Source organism: Bacillus sp. FSL K6-0069 (assembly GCF_038007785.1).
Lineage (GTDB): Bacteria > Bacillota > Bacilli > Bacillales > Bacillaceae_G > Bacillus_A > Bacillus_A mobilis.
Genome location: NZ_JBBOXN010000001.1, coordinates 3,422,856 through 3,439,040, shown reverse-complemented (window position 1 = coordinate 3,439,040; position 16,185 = coordinate 3,422,856). Strand labels below are relative to the sequence as shown.

The 16,185-nt window shown below is 34.4% G+C and carries 16 protein-coding genes and 1 pseudogene; 13 read left to right on the top strand and 4 right to left on the bottom strand.

From position 1 onward, the window contains the following. Window positions 1–91 precede the first annotated feature (91 nt). From MHB74_RS17615 to MHB74_RS17590, 6 genes are all read left to right on the top strand, one after another. Entirely contained in the window at window positions 92–553 is a 462-nt protein-coding gene (locus tag MHB74_RS17615; RefSeq protein WP_270401660.1) for a CarD family transcriptional regulator, read from the top strand. A 594-nt stretch (window positions 554–1,147) separates the two neighbouring features. Continuing rightward, window positions 1,148–2,275, top strand: a complete 1,128-nt coding sequence (locus MHB74_RS17610; protein ID WP_061678556.1) for an alkene reductase — start codon at window positions 1,148–1,150, stop codon at window positions 2,273–2,275. Between the two features lie 67 nt (window positions 2,276–2,342). Beyond that, window positions 2,343–3,911, top strand: a complete 1,569-nt coding sequence (locus MHB74_RS17605; protein ID WP_061678557.1) for an FMN-binding glutamate synthase family protein — start codon at window positions 2,343–2,345, stop codon at window positions 3,909–3,911. Between the two features lie 303 nt (window positions 3,912–4,214). Further along, window positions 4,215–5,693 carry a sodium/proline symporter PutP gene (gene putP, locus MHB74_RS17600; RefSeq protein ID WP_061678558.1) on the top strand — a complete coding sequence of 493 codons (1,479 nt, stop codon included), beginning with the start codon at window positions 4,215–4,217 and terminating at the stop codon, window positions 5,691–5,693. Window positions 5,694–5,975: 282 nt separating this feature from the next. Beyond that, entirely contained in the window at window positions 5,976–6,920 is a 945-nt protein-coding gene (locus MHB74_RS17595) for a ring-cleaving dioxygenase (RefSeq protein WP_061678559.1), read from the top strand. Window positions 6,921–6,939: 19 nt separating this feature from the next. Continuing rightward, window positions 6,940–7,548 carry an alpha/beta hydrolase gene (locus MHB74_RS17590; RefSeq protein WP_061678560.1) on the top strand — a complete coding sequence of 203 codons (609 nt, stop codon included), beginning with the start codon at window positions 6,940–6,942 and terminating at the stop codon, window positions 7,546–7,548. A gap of 44 nt (window positions 7,549–7,592) precedes the next feature. On the opposite strand, the gene MHB74_RS17585 is transcribed toward MHB74_RS17590, so the two are convergent. Beyond that, window positions 7,593–9,125 (bottom strand): BA3702 family sensor histidine kinase, encoded by a 1,533-nt coding sequence (locus MHB74_RS17585; protein WP_061678561.1) that lies wholly within the window; start codon window positions 9,123–9,125, stop codon window positions 7,593–7,595. 235 nt (window positions 9,126–9,360) lie between these two features. Between MHB74_RS17585 and MHB74_RS17580 the strand changes: the two genes are divergently transcribed. Next, a complete protein-coding gene (locus tag MHB74_RS17580) occupies window positions 9,361–9,732 on the top strand; it encodes a VOC family protein (protein ID WP_061678562.1) in 372 nt (123 codons plus the stop codon). Window positions 9,733–9,752: 20 nt separating this feature from the next. Here MHB74_RS17580 and MHB74_RS17575 read toward each other — a convergent pair whose 3' ends face one another. After that, window positions 9,753–10,562 carry a YitT family protein gene (locus tag MHB74_RS17575; RefSeq protein WP_000251342.1) on the bottom strand — a complete coding sequence of 270 codons (810 nt, stop codon included), beginning with the start codon at window positions 10,560–10,562 and terminating at the stop codon, window positions 9,753–9,755. 126 nt (window positions 10,563–10,688) lie between these two features. On the opposite strand from MHB74_RS17575, the gene MHB74_RS17570 reads away from it, so the two are divergent. The 4 genes from MHB74_RS17570 to MHB74_RS17555 all read left to right on the top strand — a co-directional run bounded on the left by MHB74_RS17570 (window position 10,689) and on the right by MHB74_RS17555 (window position 14,162). Continuing rightward, window positions 10,689–11,510 carry a protein phosphatase 2C domain-containing protein gene (locus tag MHB74_RS17570; RefSeq protein ID WP_141658064.1) on the top strand — a complete coding sequence of 274 codons (822 nt, stop codon included), beginning with the start codon at window positions 10,689–10,691 and terminating at the stop codon, window positions 11,508–11,510. A gap of 14 nt (window positions 11,511–11,524) precedes the next feature. Next, the gene (locus MHB74_RS17565; protein ID WP_061678564.1) at window positions 11,525–11,977 is read left to right on the top strand and encodes a peptidoglycan recognition protein family protein; all 453 of its coding nucleotides are present in this window, start codon (window positions 11,525–11,527) and stop codon (window positions 11,975–11,977) included. 17 nt (window positions 11,978–11,994) lie between these two features. After that, complete coding sequence (locus tag MHB74_RS17560) at window positions 11,995–12,246, top strand: DUF2164 domain-containing protein (protein WP_001983516.1); 252 nt, start codon at window positions 11,995–11,997, stop codon at window positions 12,244–12,246. Window positions 12,247–12,683: 437 nt separating this feature from the next. Beyond that, window positions 12,684–14,162, top strand: coding sequence for a DUF4822 domain-containing protein (locus tag MHB74_RS17555; protein ID WP_061678586.1), 1,479 nt, complete (start codon window positions 12,684–12,686; stop codon window positions 14,160–14,162). 213 nt (window positions 14,163–14,375) lie between these two features. Here MHB74_RS17555 and MHB74_RS17550 read toward each other — a convergent pair whose 3' ends face one another. Together MHB74_RS17550 and MHB74_RS17545 are read right to left on the bottom strand one after the other, a co-directional pair. After that, a complete protein-coding gene (locus MHB74_RS17550; protein WP_061678565.1) occupies window positions 14,376–14,588 on the bottom strand; it encodes a CsbD family protein in 213 nt (70 codons plus the stop codon). A 171-nt stretch (window positions 14,589–14,759) separates the two neighbouring features. Next, window positions 14,760–15,572, bottom strand: coding sequence for a GNAT family N-acetyltransferase (locus tag MHB74_RS17545; protein WP_061678566.1), 813 nt, complete (start codon window positions 15,570–15,572; stop codon window positions 14,760–14,762). Between the two features lie 152 nt (window positions 15,573–15,724). Between MHB74_RS17545 and MHB74_RS17540 the strand changes: the two genes are divergently transcribed. Both MHB74_RS17540 and MHB74_RS29220 read left to right on the top strand, forming a co-directional pair. After that, window positions 15,725–15,928 carry a hypothetical protein gene (locus tag MHB74_RS17540; protein ID WP_000810209.1) on the top strand — a complete coding sequence of 68 codons (204 nt, stop codon included), beginning with the start codon at window positions 15,725–15,727 and terminating at the stop codon, window positions 15,926–15,928. Between the two features lie 3 nt (window positions 15,929–15,931). After that, window positions 15,932–16,036 (top strand): annotated as a pseudogene (locus MHB74_RS29220) (GNAT family N-acetyltransferase); the annotation flags it as partial. Between the last annotated feature and the right edge of the window lie 149 nt (window positions 16,037–16,185).

Genomic DNA, 16,185 nt, shown 5'->3' with positions numbered 1-16,185 from the left:
GAAAAATAATTTTATGATAAAATAAAAATTTTGCTAAAAAAGAAATTGTATGTTAAGATTGAGAAGGTTACCATATATGGAGGTGGATTATTTGTTTCAAATTGGCGATAACATTGTTTATCCAATGCACGGAGCAGGTATAATTAAAGCCATAGAAGAGAAGGAAATCGCAGGAGAAAAACAACAGTATTATGTTATAAAAATGTCGGATAGTAACATGGAAGTAATGATTCCGGCAGGGAGAATATTGAGCTCAAATATACGACCAGTCACGGATATAACGGCAATAGCACACATATTGGATATTTTTCAACATGGAGAATCTGATAGATTACTTACGTGGAAACAAAGGTATAAATTGAACACTGATAAAATAAAGACGGGTAAAATACAAGAAGGTGCTGAAGTTGTACGGGATTTATTACGTATGCAGAAAGAAAAAGCACTTAATGCAAGCGAAAAGAAAATGTTAGATAACGCACACGAATTTTTGATTAGTGAACTGGGATTAATTGAAGGTATCACAGAAAGTCAAATAAAAAGCTTTTGTTAAGATTCATTAAAAATAATGTATTACATCCCAAAAAAGATTTTGAATTTTTTGGGAACATAATTATAGAAAATTAATCATTTCAAAGACATTCAACTCTTTCAAACCACTTTTAGAGCATTAACCCCTTTTGTTATTACTACAATCAAACCCATTTTTATTTTTAAAATTCTTTACGAATGTTCGAAGTTTAATTAAACACTTCGATAGAATAGTTACTTGATTTTTGCAATCCTGATTCACACTGGCACGGACGAGGAGCCGTAAGGATGAAAGAGAGGTAGGGCTTTCATTGTTTTAGGTTTATAAGTTATTATTTTTAGAAGAATACTGAACCACTTTCACTTCTATTTTTAAAGTTTTTTATATGTGAAGAGACAATAATTGTTTATTTTCTTTATATAAAAGAGATTAATGAGTTGTCATCCATATACGGTAAACTAAAAAAGGTTTCCTTCCTAGGAAACCTTTTTTTATTTGTATCATTCTGTTTTTTTGATATTCGAATGTTTGATGGTAAAGGCGTATAAATTGACGTTACTATCTAAAAGTAAGTATGATGCGATTGTAGTAATAATTTTTTTAGGGGGAAGAAAAATGACAAGTTCAAATAATAAAGCAGCAAGTATTTATGAAGGAACAAATATAAGTGCTTGGGGATTTTTTGAAAATATTGAAGAAACAAAGTTGTTTAATCAGATTCAAATTGGATCTTGGTCTCTTCGTAATCGCATAGCAATGGCACCGATGACGAGATGTTTCGCAAATCATGAAACGGGAGTAGTTGGTACTGATGTAGTCGAGTACTATAGAAAGCGTGCAGCTGATGGAGTTGGATTAATTATTACAGAGGGAATCGTCATTAGCCCAAGAGCAAAAGGAAATCCAGGAGTACCAGGAATTTATACACAAGAACAAATCGATTCGTGGAAGCCTGTTACAGAGGCAGTACATAAAGAAGGCGGAACGATTATTGCTCAAATATGGCATGTTGGACGTATGAGTCATCACGAAATAATTGGTGGGCAAATGCCACAAGCACCGTCTGCTATCGCTGCAGAGGGAAATGTTCCACGTTTTCGTAAACCGTTTGATACGCCAGAAGCAATGACGTTAGAAGAAATACAAGAAGTGATCGGTCAATACGCACAAGCTGCGAAGAATGCAATTGAAGCTGGATTTGATGGAGTAGAAATACACGGTGCACACGGATATTTAATCGATCAATTTACTTATGAGTTTGCAAATAAGCGTACTGATAAATACGGCGGAGACTTAAAGGAAAGGTTAACGTTTATGAAAGAAGTAACGGCGGCTGTAATAGAAGCTGTTGGAGCTAATAAAACACTTCTTCGTTTCTCTGCTTTCAAAGGTGATAATCCTACTTATATGTGGGAAAGCCCTGAGCTTGCAATTGAAACGTTTGTAAATATGTTCAAAGAAGTTGGATTAACGATGATTCACCCTTCAACGATGAATTATACGGCAGTCATTGCTGACGGAAAGAATTTTCATCAATTAGTAAGAAAATATTGGGATGGTACGATTGTAGGAGTAGGGAATTTAAATCCGAAAGAGGCTGAAGAAGCGTTGCAAGAAGGAACGATTGATGTAGCGGCATTCGGAAGACCTTTAATTGCTAATCCAGATTTTGTTCATCGAATTAAAAATGCTGAAAGTTTAGTTGAATATGATGCGAAAGAGCATCTTGTTACATTAATTTGAATAAAGATAAAAGGAGAACACATCAGGTGTTCTCCTTTTATTATGGATTTTCATAGGAGGAAGCGGGATGAGTGAAACGCTACTCGTTATTATTAGTATATTGCTCTTATTCATGCTACTATTAATTATTTTTTTTATTATTACATTTTTTATTAAAAAACGGACACATCATTCTATATTAAAGCTACATCCATACTTAGGAAGGATGCGTTATTTACTTGAAAAGATAGGGCCTGAATTTAGGCAATATTGGTTTGATCATGATACGGATGGAAAGCCTTTTTCACGGTATGATTTTCAAAGTGTAATGTTTTTAGCAAAGTATCGTTCTGAAATACTTGGCTTTGGATCAAAACGAGATTTTGATACATCTGGTTATTATATTGCTAATACATTATTTCCGATATTAACAGAAGAATTAAGTGTGAATGTAGCGCAAGAACGTGAAGGGAAAAAGTATGTGATTCATAAAGAAGGGTTATTTTCACGAAGAGAAAAATTGACAGCGGATACAACGAATCTTTGGTTATATAAAGAAGATGATGCGGTTATCGTCGGTGAAAATCGTAAATATCCATGGAAACTGTATGGCATGTTTGGAGCATCAGCAACTTCTTACGGTGCGATTGGCGAAAATTATATATTAGCGAGTGGATTTGGTGCGAAGATGGCTGGCGGTTCGTGGATTAATACGGGAGAAGGTGGTGTAATACCAGAACATTTACATACAGGTGCAAATATCGTTGCGCAAATTGGTCCAGGATTATTTGGTTACCGTGATGAGGATGGTAATTTTTCAATGGAGCAATTCATGGAGAAAGCGAAAGAAAGAAATATTAAAGCATTCGAATTGAAATTTGGGCAAGGGGCTAAAATACGTGGCGGTCATCTAGAGGGACAAAAAGTAAATGAGAAAATTGCTTCTGTTCGAAATGTACGAGAAGGAGAAACGATTAATTCACCGAATCGATTTTCATTTTTAAATAATGCAGCAGATACACTTTATTTTATTCAGCAGTTGCAAGAAAACGGAGGTAAACCTGTCGGTATGAAAATTGTAATTGGACAGCAGGGGCCGTTGGAAGATTTATTCAAATCGATGAACGAGTTAAACATCTATCCAGATTTTATTACAATAGATGGTTCAGAAGGTGGATCAGGTGCAACGTATAAATCGATGGCAGATAGTATGGGGATGCCGCTTATTCCAGCGTTACTGACATGTATTGATACAGCGAATCATTATGGTGTTCGGGACAAATTCAAAGTGTTTGCCTCGGGGAAATTAATTACACCAGATAAAGTGGCAATTGCTTTAGCTATTGGTGCTGATGCTATAAATTCAGCACGCGGGTTTATGATGGCAAGTGGATGTATTATGGCGCTTCAATGTAATTCGGGGCAATGTCCATCTGGTGTGGCGACGACGAATCCTCATTATCAAAAAGCGTTAGATCCGTATGAGAAGAAATGGCGCGTAATGAATTATGTTGTTAGTATGAGATATAGTTTGTTCTCACTTGCGGCAGCAGCGGGAGTAAAGAGTCCGCGCCATTTAACGAGAGAACATATTGTGTTTAAAGATGAGGTGGGGAGGGTGGTGCCTCTTTCGGAACTGTTTCCTACTAGTAAATAGAAAATAAGCTATGTTTAATAGATTAAAAGTCATACATTTGTATGGCTTTTTAATTTGGGAATGAGGAGTGAAAAAGTGTATGATATATTTTCTGAATATTTTTACTTTAATTTATTTTGAAAGCCGGGTAATCCACTGGGATAAAGGCGTTTATAAAGGTTTTTACATGTAGTGAAATTGGCTTGTTCACTTGAAAGAACAAAAAATGTTTGTTAAGGTAGGGAACCATAAGCGAAAACAAGAAAATAGAAAAAGTCATCTTTCGAAATTTTGAATGGCTTATGTAACTAAGGGAGAGATTTGGTGAAGATTGAGATTATGGTTTCGCTTGCTATTTATATGGCAGGTATGTTGTATATCGGTTATTGGTCTTATAAGAAGACATCCGATTTATCAGATTATATGTTAGGCGGAAGGGGACTCGGTCCAGCAGTTACAGCTTTATCAGCTGGTGCTTCGGACATGAGTGGTTGGATGCTAATGGGATTACCTGGTGCGATGTATGCAACAGGATTATCAAGTGTATGGATTGCGATAGGTTTATTAATAGGTGCTTATGCAAACTATTTAATTATTGCCCCGCGTTTGCGAACGTATACAGAAGTGGCAAATGATTCAATTACGATTCCAGACTTTCTAGAGAATCGATTTAAAGATCGTACGAAAATACTTCGTTTTGTCTCCGCTATCGTCATTTTAGTATTTTTCACATTTTATGCGTCGGCTGGTTTAGTATCAGGTGGACGTTTGTTTGAAAATTCTTTCAACCTAGATTATAAGATTGGTTTATTTGTAACTGTCGGTGTAGTAGTTGCTTATACACTATTCGGTGGTTTTTTAGCAGTAAGTTGGACCGACTTTGTGCAAGGATGTATTATGTTTATTGCTCTTGTATTAGTGCCAATTGTTGCTTTTACAGATGTGGGCGGTGTAACAGAAACATTCAATACAATTAAACAAGTTGATGCATCGCATTTAGATATTTTTAAAGGGACTACAATTCTTGGGATTATTTCATTTTTAGCATGGGGTCTTGGGTATTTTGGTCAACCACATATTATTGTCCGCTTTATGGCGATTACTTCTATTAAAGATTTAAAAACTTCTCGTAGAATCGGTATCGGTTGGATGACGATTTCAATTATAGGTGCAATGCTTACTGGTTTAATTGGTATTGCTTATTACGCTAAAAATAATGCAACGTTACAAGACCCAGAAATGGTCTTTGTAACATTCTCAAACATTTTATTCCACCCGTACATTACTGGATTTTTATTATCAGCTATTTTGGCTTCGATTATGAGTAGTATTTCCTCGCAATTACTTGTTATTTCAAGTGCAGTAACGGAAGATTTCTATAAAACATTTTTCCGTCGTGACGCAAGTGACAAAGAACTTGTATTTATCGGTAGGCTGTCAGTATTAGTAGTAGCTATGATTGCAGTTGCTTTAGCGTATCATCCAAGTGACACAATTCTAACACTTGTCGGTTATGCTTGGGCGGGATTTGGTTCAGCATTCGGACCCGCTATTTTATTAAGCTTATATTGGAAGAGAACGAACAAATGGGGCGTTCTTGCTGGTATGATTGTAGGTGCAGTAGTTGTTATTACTTGGGTACAAATTCCAAGTTTAAAAGCGACTATGTATGAAATGGTACCTGGATTCTTCTGTAGCTTATTAGCTGTTATTGTTGTAAGTTTATTAACGAAAGAACCAGTGAAAGCAATTCATCGTGAATTTAATGAGATGGAAGCAGTGCTGGAAGAGGAAACGAAATAAATTGCAAAGAGAGTAAACTAAATTGGTGTTTACTCTCTTTTTATTTAAAATGAAAATAAGGAACTTGTTGACAACTAAAAGTAAGTAACTTATAATAAATTCAGGTTCAAGATAATTTGTGTTACGAATAAAGATTTCAGATGGAGTAAATATTTTTTTGGGGGTTATCTCGAATTCGAGATAAAATTATAATAGAGGATTTTACTTTGCAGTATGGACAAAATGAATAATGAATTTGAATGTATAAAAGTTTTTAAAATGAAATAAAAAGGGGCGGAGAAAATGGAAAAGAAAACGATGGGAATACATCATATTACAGCAATCGTAGGACACCCACAAGAAAATGTAGATTTTTATGCTGGTGTGTTAGGTTTACGTTTAGTGAAACAAACAGTGAATTTTGATGATCCAGGTACTTATCATCTTTATTTTGGTGATGAAGGAGGGAAGCCCGGAACGATTATTACGTTTTTCCCATGGGCAGGTGCTCGTCAAGGCATTATTGGTGATGGTCAAGTAGGAATCACTTCTTATGTCGTACCAAAGGGCGCAATGGATTTTTGGGAAAATAGATTAGAAAAATTTGATGTTTCGTATACAAAAATGACTCGATTTGGAGAACAGTATTTAGAATTTGATGATCCACATGGTTTGCATATAGAATTAGTTGAAAGAGAAGAAGGCGAATTAAATAATTGGAGTTTTGGAGAAGTTACACCAGAAGTGGCAATTAAAGGATTTGGCGGTGCTGTTCTTTTATCTGCACAACCTCAAAAAACTGCTGAATTGTTAGAGCATGTTATGGGTCTTGAGAAAATTGGAGAAGAAGGTGAATTTGTTCGATTCCGTTCTTCTGCTGATATTGGAAATATTATCGACTTGAGATTATCAAAAATCGGGCGTGGTCAAATGGGTGTTGGTACAGTTCATCATATTGCTTGGAGAGCGAGTGATGATGCTGATCAATTAGATTGGAAAGAGCGTGTGTCTCGTTTTGGATATCACGTAACGCCTGTACAAGATCGCAATTATTTTAACGCAATTTATTTTAGAGAACACGGCGAAATCTTATTTGAAATTGCAACAGACCCTCCTGGTTTCGCTCATGACGAATCGTTAGAGACGATGGGTGAGGAATTAAAGTTACCGGAGCAATATGAAACACATAGAAAACAAATTGAACAAACACTTTTACCATTTGAAGTGAGAAATTTAGACGAAAAGTGATTGAAAGGGGAAAAAGATTATGATGAAACATGTTTTTCAAAAAGGAAAAGATACGTCAAAACCAGTGTTGTTATTACTTCATGGTACAGGTGGTAATGAATTAGATTTATTACCACTTGCAGAAATAGTTGATCCGGAAGCATCTGTATTAAGTGTTAGGGGAAATGTATTAGAAAATGGCATGCCACGTTTCTTCCGTAGATTGGCAGAAGGCATTTTTGATGAAGAAGATTTGATTTTCCGTACGAAGGAATTAAATGAGTTTTTAGATGAAGCTGCAAAAACATATGAATTTGATAGAAATAACATTGTAGCTATCGGTTATTCAAATGGAGCAAACATTGCTGCAAGCTTATTATTCCATTACGAAAATGCATTAAAAGGCGCTGTGCTCCATCACCCAATGGTGCCTAGAAGAGGAACACAATTACCTAATTTAGCAGGGAAATCCGTGTTTATTGCTGCTGGGACAAATGATCCGATTTGTTCATCAGCAGAGTCAGAGGAATTGAAGGCATTATTAGAAAGTGCAACTGCAAACGTAACAATGCACTGGGAAAATAGAGGGCATCAATTAACAATGGGTGAAGTAGAAAAAGGAAAAGAATGGTATGACAAAGCATTTTAAAAAAGAAGCATCTGCTAACAATTAGCAGATGCTTCTTTTATTATTTACGACTGAATCGCAAGATGAGATGAAGAAAGTGGCAATTGAATATCAACGATTGTACCTTGATTTAATTCGCTTGAAATGTGTAATTTACCATGATGTTCCTCAATTATTTTGTAACACATCATTAATCCTAGTCCAGTTCCTTTTTCTTTTAAACTATAAAACGGTTCGCCTAGACGAGAGATACGATCTTCTGGGATACCGCAACCTTCATCAATAATCCGTATTAAAATGAAAGTATCATCAAATGGTTTTGTTTGGATGTAAATATTTCCGCCATTTGGCATCGCTTCTATCGCATTTTTTAATATGTTTATAAAAACTTGTTTTAATTGGTTACCATCACACTGAATATCATGTTTGTAATCAAAATGATCCATAATGATATGGACACTATGCATAATAGCAGTTGGTAAAATAAATGTAACTACTTCTTCAATTAAAGTTTGTATGTTACAAGTTTGGATAGATAATACTTGTGGTTTAGACATCGCCATAAATTGACTTGTAATAGATTCCATCTGTGAAATCTCACTTAACATAACATCGATATACCATTTCTGCTCCTCATTGATTTCAGGGAGTAGCAATGTTAGAAAACCTTTTAGAGAAGTGAGTGGATTTCGAATTTCATGGGCAATTCCAGCTGTCAGTTGTCCGACTACTGCGAGCTTTTCTGATTTTCGTAATAACTTTTCTGTTTCTTTAAGTTCGGTAACGTCTCTACCCATTACGATAAGACCTTTACGCGAGCCGTCAGGATGATAGAGAGGAACTTTCGATATACTTAAGATTAAGTCGAAATCATCTCTATGAATAATAAATTCCTCACCATGAAGAATTTGTCTTTGTTGCCACGCTAGTTCATCAACTTCTTCACAATGTAAAAAAGCTTCTCGGTACGCTTCATTATATTGAATGAGTTCACTATCTTTTTTCCCGTGGTAAGGTACATGGTGGAAATTGAAGCAAGAAAGTGCGTAATCATTTGCTTCAAGCCAGCGCCCTTCATGATCCTTAAATATAACGAACGCAGGCATGGAGTTCACTAATGTACGTAATCTCTTCTCGCTTTCTTTTAGCATGTTCTCAATTCTTTCTGATTTTTCAAGAGGCTTCATAATGGCATATACGCCAGTTAGACGATTTTGGACAAATATAGGAACTAGTTTAGTCACGACGTCTAATAAGAATCCATTTTTATGATAAATAGATAACATATACTCTTGTTGATTATCCGCTTTAGTATTCTTTATATTTTGTAATACTTGTTCAGAAATATGAGCTTCTAAAATAGAGGTAATATTTTTCTGTTCTAATTCTAAAGAAGTGTAACCTAATATTCTTTCGACAGAAGGGTTCGTATGTAGAATAACTCCCTCTAAGTTCAATGAAATAATACTATCAGGATTGTGCTCAAACAGAGATGCGTACATTTCTGCTGAAGAACGATCTTGTATATGGTTTCGCAAACGTCCAGAAATGTTCAGATGACGTTTTCTTTGAAATGATGAATATTTTTTACGACTCATAATAGTTCCTCCGTACAAATAGCATCTAAAAAGATTTGTCTATTCATAACTATAATATAGATGCAATGTATATTTCTATAAAAAATGGAAGTTATATAATAAATTTTGTTTTCTTTATTTTGGAAAAGTGCGTATAGGGTGGTAATAAGGGGAGCTTATATTGTTTTATAAAGCATTTGTAAGTTACAGGAGTAGGTTTTCCTTATAATATTAGGATAGAAGAGGGGGAGAGAAAATGAGAAATTATATTCAAGGTATTGATCATGTACAAGTTGCTGCGCCTGTAGGGTGTGAAGAAGAAGCACGAGATTTTTATAGTAATAAAATTGGTATGGAGGAAATCCCGAAGCCAGAGGAATTACAGAAGCGCGGTGGCTGTTGGTTTAAGTGTGGAAATCAAGAGATTCATATTGGAGTTGAGCAAAACTTCAATCCAGCTAAAAAAGCGCATCCGGCTTTTTATGTTTTAAAAATTGATGAATTTAAAGAAGAGTTAATAAAGCAAGGTATTGAAGTAATGGATGATCATGCACGACCAGATGTAATTAGATTTTATGTGTCAGATCCGTTCGGAAATCGAATTGAATTTATGGAAAATAAAAACTAGGTGGAAATCCACCTAGTTTTTTAACCTTTTCTAAACAATCCTAATACTTCAACCGTTTCTGTAATGTTAACGAATGCATGAGGATCAATTTCAGAAATTGTTAATTTCATACTTGCTAATTCTTCACGAGAAACGACTGTCATAAGTACACGTTTCTTTTCGCTGGAATAAGCACCTTCGCCATCAAGTAATGTAATTCCACGTACAACAGTTGAAAGAAGTTGTTTTTTCATTTTTTCTGCTTCATTTGTTACAATCATAAGTGTAACCTTCCGATGTTTCGTATGAATAGCATCGATAACTTTACCAGTTACATAAATGGAAAGTAAGCTTGTAAGAGCAACATCCCAAGTGAAGAAGAATCCTGCAATGATTACAACGACTGCATTTAAAATAATAAGGAATCCGCCAAGTTTAATGTCACGTTTGCGAGACAACAACATACCGATAATATCAAATCCACCAGTTGATCCATTACAGTTAAAAACAAGACCGATACCAGCTCCGGCAATGACACCACCAAAGATAGATGATAAAAGTGGATCTGTTGCTACGACTTTCACTGGAACATAGTATAATGCAACAGATAATACAATAACAGAGATAACAGTGTTAAAAATAACTTTTTTTCCAAGACCTATGTAGCCTAAAATAAGGATAGGTAAGTTTAATACGAAGTTAATAATACCTGTGTTTACAGGAGTTACAATCCCTAAAATAATAGCAATTCCGCCAATTCCACTACTTAAAATTTTGTGGGGGATAAGGAAAAGATTAAAGGCAATCGCAATAATAATAGAACCAATAATAACACCAAGAAATCTGACCATCTCTTTCCCGTCCTTCACTAAAAAATTCATATTATTTCAAGATTATATATGATATTGAAAGTTTTGGGTAAAAACAGTTTATTTCGGAAAATTAGATTAATCAAAAGAATTCGAGTATTTTATCATTTGAAAGGGGATACAGTTGTGAAGATAAAAACATATCAACAGAAAAGCCCGTTGAAGCAAGAATGTGAGGATTCTTATTTTTGTAATGAAGAAAAAAAGATTTATGGTGTATGTGATGGGGCAACACCACTCGTCCCGTTTCATGATGAAAAGGGACATAATGGAGCATACATCGCTTCACATTTATTTGCAAGTTATTTTAATTCATTCTGCGAAAATCATAGTTTGCCAGTTGCAGTTGCAAAAGCAAATGAAGCATTGCAAAGCAAAATGTTAGAATATGAAGTAAACATGAGAAAGAAAGAGCATTTGTGGTGCACATGTATTGCGGCAGTTCAAATAGATGGTGAGAAAATTGAATATGCACAATTAGGGGACTGTATGATTGTCGCAATACTTCAAAATGGAACGATGCAAGTATTAACGAAAGACACAGTCGAAGGAATTAGTAAACGAGCAAAAAAGAAGAGAGAAGAAGATCGTCAAAAAGGGTTATCTGTACCAGAAGAACATATTTTTCAAGATGTGAAAGAACAGTTAAAATACAATCGTTATCTTGCAAATATGCAGGGTGGGTATTCCGTTGCAAATGGAATGAAAGAAGCGATACATTATTTACAACATGGGGAATTACATATAGATGAAGTGAGCGGGATTTTTATTTGTTCAGACGGTTTATTCCACCCAGATTGGCCACTCGAACAAACTGTTGCATATATAAGAAAGAATAGTATAAATGAATATGTAGCAATTATTGAAGAGCTAGAAGGGGAAAAGAGAATAAGACCAGATGATAAAACAATGATGATTATTGATTTGTAAGGGAGACCGTTCACATGGAAATTAAATGTGTTAATTTAACATTTCAAGATGAATTAGTTCCTTTAGAGAAAATAAATAAATTGATTATCCATCACACATCCGAAGATGGATGGGATGTGTATAAAACACATGAATTTCATCAAAAAGTAAGAGGATGGAGTGGGATCGGTTATAACTATTTTATTGAAGAAGATGGAACTGTAGTTGAAGGACGAGGTTTACATATTGGAGCACATGCGAAAGATAATAATAGAGATACAATTGGAATATGCATGACGGGTAATTTTGATAAATATGATCCAACTATTGCACAAATGAATGCATTATATTTTTTATGTAAAATGTTTATGAGGCAGTTTGCTATAAAGAAAGAAAATATACTAGGTCATAGGGAGTTAGAAGGAGTTACAAAAAGTTGTCCTGGCAGTCGATTTTCTATGGTAGAGTTAAGAAACGAACTATCTTAAATATAGAGGAGTAAGAAATGATGATGAATATAAAAATACCAAATGATAAAAAAGAAGAGCTTGTAGCACAAATTCAGCAATTTTTCGTTGAAGAAGATTTAGATGAAATTGGGCGTTTCCAAGCAGAGCGTTTAATTGAAGAAATGATTAAATTAGTAGGACCGTTTGCATACAATCAAGCAATAGGAGACGCTAGAAAGCTTGTAACAGAGAAACTATCTAATATTGAAGAAGATTTGTATGTGTTAGAGAAGAGTGAAGGGAAGTAAACTTTCGCCAATTATAAAATAAGTATTTGCCACGGCTTCTTTCCAATGTTTTGTTTGGAAAGGGCCGTGAAATTGTTTTTGACCATATAAAATAAACCTTTTCTTTTTTACCAAAAGGGACCCCAGAATTTAAAAAACGTTATTCTTTCTTAACAAGCTAGATGAGAAAGAATAAGGTTTTTTTTGATTGAGATTAAAAATATATTATCTTAATTTTATCTTTTTTTAATAATTTATTTATGGGCAATTTATAGCTGCTATTTATAATTCCTATATATAGCAGCTATGGATACTACAAAGAAGAAATTTGGATGTGTAACACTTTGTGTCCAATTCGCTGTAATCAAAATTTAAAACATGAATTGCTCACATAGAATTTTCTTTTGGAAGATAAGTGGTGTAATTCTTTGTTAAATGAAGGAAGGGATTGGGAAGCTATGAATAAAACAATTTTAAAAACATGTATCATATCAGCAGTTTTAGGTGGAAGTCTATTAAGTGAAACGAATGGAGAGGTGAAAGCAGAAGAGGTTACACCAAAAACGAATCATACTGGTGTATTCAAAGATGTTCCAAAGGGGCACTGGGCATATGAGGCGATTCAGCAATTAACAGGTGAGAAAATCATTTTTGGCTATGATGATGGAAGATTTGGTTTTGGAGATAACGTAACACGCGAACAGGTTGCAGCTTTAATGTATCGTTATTTTAATATGGAAGAAAACAAAAATTATCAAAACCCATACGGTGACGTAAGTGAAGATTCAACAAGCTATATAAAGGAAATTTTATCTTTAACAGAAATGGGTGTGTTTACGGGTGACGAGCATGGGAACTTTAGACCGAAGGCATCCTTAACACGTGCAGAAATGGCACAAGTTCTTACAAATGCTTTTCATTTAAAGGCAAAGAGTGATCACACTTTTAATGATGTTTCAACGAACTCATGGGCAAGAAATGCAATTAGTGCTGTTCAAACAAATAATATTGCAAAAGGAGTAGGAGAAGGGAAGTTTGCTCCAAGTATGGATGTGACACGTGAACAGTACGCACAATTTTTATACAATGCAATACAAGAAACGAAAAAAACTGAACAAACGAAAGGGCAGCTACTAGCTAGTATACTTGGTGAAACAAATTGGCAAGGGACAAAAGTCTATGATAAAGATCATAATGATGTAACGAAAGAAAATCAAAATTTCATTGGGCTTGCAAAATATGATGTTAAAACTGCAAGGTATGAATTTTTTAATGCAAATACAGGAGAGAGTCGTAATGATAGCGGTACCTTTTTTATAACGAATGATGGAAAGAAAAGAGTGTTAATTTCTGAAACGCAAAATTATCAGGCAGTTGTTGAATTAACGCAATTAGATAAGGAGAAATTTACATATAAAAGAATGGGGAAAGATGCAAAAGGGAACGATGTAGAAGTGTTTGTTGAACATGTTCCTTACCATGAAAAAGAACTTTCTTTCACGCGACCTGATAAAAATTTAGAAAGTTCGACGGGGAAAATAGTTACAGAAGTTGATGGAGATGAAATTTTATCTAGTACACTTTGGAACGGAACGGTGGTATTAGACGAACAAGGTAATAATGTAACAAAATACAACTCAAACTTAATCAGTCTAGCAAAATACGATAAAAATACAAATAAATACGAGTTTTTCAATGTAAATACAGGAGAAAGCCGTGGAGACTATGGTTTCTTTGATGTTGTACATGGTAATAAAATAAGGGCCCACGCTTCGTTAGGAAATAATAAATATGGTGCGGTCCTTGAACTTACAGAGTTAAATAAAGAGAAATTTACGTATACAAGAATGGGGAAAGATGCGAATGGAAAAGATATAAAAATCTTTGTTGAGCATGAACCGTATACAGGTGACTTAAAACCAAATTTCACAAAGTAACCTTTTACTCTAGCAAAGGTATTATGTTGGGGAATGTTGGTAAGGGGAAGCCTCAGTGGTTAGGAAGTTATATAGTAGAAGCAAAATAGCAGTTTATAGACAAATAGATGCCCTTAGGCATCTATTTGTCGTTTTAACATAATTTTATCGGCAAATATAAAATACAAACTTTAGTAACTCACTACTTGCCCAACCATACATCCTGGTTCTTTTTTATTTATTCTCTCTATGCTCTTTATATTCATGAACTTTCTCTTTTACATTACCTACAGTATCTTTAGCAGTGCCTTTCACTTTATCCCATTTTCCTTCAGCTTGTAATTTCTTATTATCAGTTACTTTCCCAACAACTTCTTTTACTTCGCCTTTTACTTTATCAATAGCACCTTCTACTTTTTCTTTTAAACCATGATCATGTTTAGTCATACATTTCTCCTCCTTGTAGTTTGATTAGAATTCTCTTTTCATATTGCAAGTTGAATGATGTATCTAGTAATAGCGTAACAAATCTAGTGTGAATATTCAAATGATTAATAGGATAGAAAAGGAATTGTCATAGAATGTATAAGATTGTAATGAAAGGAGAAAGAATGTTAATTATATTTCTTTTGTAGTCCATATTGATTTTGTATAAGCAATTTTCATATGGGCACGTTCCATATTATTTTGACTGCCGCTACCGAACTTTGCTTGCCCAATTATTAAATTACAATTGGATTCAATAGCTGTTTCAATTCGTTTTTGAATTAATGCAGTATGACAGCCTTTACGTTGAAATTCTGGTAAAGTAGCAGATGCAGCTAATGAAGCAACACCGTTATTTATATAGAGAACGCCTATACTAGCAGGAGTGTTTTGAACTTCGGCTATGAAAAAATGCCAGCCGGGTTTATTGTAGAGAATTTCGTTATTTTGACGGACACCATCTTTTGTAAAGGATGGCATATTAAATCCACGTACATATATGTCTGCAAAAATGTGAAATTCACTTTCTTTCAGTTGGCGTACTGAAATGTTAGAAGGAAGCAGGGATGGATCCTTTCTCGGTATACTATATAAAGCGGTATGGAAGCCCGATTGGTAAAAACCTTTTTGAGATAAGTATTGAAATAATTCGGCTGTACCTTGAGCGGGTGTAATTTCAAAACGACAAGGGATTTGTAGCGATTGATAATAAGAGATGATTTCATCTATCTCATCTGTATTTGTAAATGTAGTACCTTTTACGGTATTAAAAGCAGGACCAGCAATTATTTTTGATGAAAAGGCAGTGGCGTTCCCGAATTTTTTCATTTGTATTTGCATTGGGTTTCCACTTGTTGCTTGCAGTATCACTAATCTAGAAGAAAGCATATGTATTTCTGCGTTTTCTATTTCTTGTGCTGTATTGAGCGTCATAATTGTACTCATAAAATTCCTCCGTTAATTAATATATTTCATAGTACATATACGATGTTTGTTTTGAGATTCCTGTTGAAATGTAAGAGAATAAGAGGTTTTTTGGAAGGGAAATGGAAGTGAATTGTCGAAGGGAGTGAAAACAGATTAAAGGTGGTGCTCTCATGAAACAGAAAGACGTGCAGACATGCTCTAATTGTGGTTCTCAAAACATAGGGGAAGGTGAGTTTGTCGGATATGCACAAATACGGAAAAAGGAGACGATGTTCACATCTTCACCAGTAGATGCTTATATTTGTACAGATTGCGGGAATATCCTTTTATTAAAAGTACGACATTATGAAAAGTTTAAGCAGAAGCCATTATGATTATTGAAAAGTGTTTTTATTAAGGAAGTTAATAGGAGTAATATTTTACATATATATGAATATGCCTTATATAAAGAGATGACAACATATACTGTGTGGGATGCTTATTAATAGTTGCACAACATACAAAAATGTATAGAAGAAATTGTGAATTAATATGAGAAAGAAAATTAGTTCTTCTTGGAATATTTCATATCGAAAACTCCTTTAAATGAATAAGGGGGTTTTTGTATTTTTATAGCAAAAACTTCCTTTAA

Bases quoted from the DNA above. Each gene is read 5' to 3' on its own strand.
- MHB74_RS17555 (WP_061678586.1), top strand. From the start codon at position 12,684: ATGAATAAAACAATTTTAAAAACATGTATCATATCAGCAGTTTTAGGT.
- MHB74_RS17605 (WP_061678557.1), top strand. From the start codon at position 2,343: ATGAGTGAAACGCTACTCGTTATTATTAGTATATTGCTCTTATTCATG.
- MHB74_RS17545 (WP_061678566.1), bottom strand. From the start codon at position 15,572: ATGAGTACAATTATGACGCTCAATACAGCACAAGAAATAGAAAACGCA.
- MHB74_RS17590 (WP_061678560.1), top strand. From the start codon at position 6,940: ATGATGAAACATGTTTTTCAAAAAGGAAAAGATACGTCAAAACCAGTG.
- MHB74_RS17580 (WP_061678562.1), top strand. From the start codon at position 9,361: ATGAGAAATTATATTCAAGGTATTGATCATGTACAAGTTGCTGCGCCT.
- MHB74_RS17585 (WP_061678561.1), bottom strand. From the start codon at position 9,125: ATGAGTCGTAAAAAATATTCATCATTTCAAAGAAAACGTCATCTGAAC.
- MHB74_RS17610 (WP_061678556.1), top strand. From the start codon at position 1,148: ATGACAAGTTCAAATAATAAAGCAGCAAGTATTTATGAAGGAACAAAT.
- MHB74_RS17595 (WP_061678559.1), top strand. From the start codon at position 5,976: ATGGAAAAGAAAACGATGGGAATACATCATATTACAGCAATCGTAGGA.
- MHB74_RS17540 (WP_000810209.1), top strand. From the start codon at position 15,725: ATGAAACAGAAAGACGTGCAGACATGCTCTAATTGTGGTTCTCAAAAC.
- MHB74_RS17550 (WP_061678565.1), bottom strand. From the start codon at position 14,588: ATGACTAAACATGATCATGGTTTAAAAGAAAAAGTAGAAGGTGCTATT.
- MHB74_RS17565 (WP_061678564.1), top strand. From the start codon at position 11,525: ATGGAAATTAAATGTGTTAATTTAACATTTCAAGATGAATTAGTTCCT.
- MHB74_RS17575 (WP_000251342.1), bottom strand. From the start codon at position 10,562: ATGGTCAGATTTCTTGGTGTTATTATTGGTTCTATTATTATTGCGATT.
- MHB74_RS17560 (WP_001983516.1), top strand. From the start codon at position 11,995: ATGATGATGAATATAAAAATACCAAATGATAAAAAAGAAGAGCTTGTA.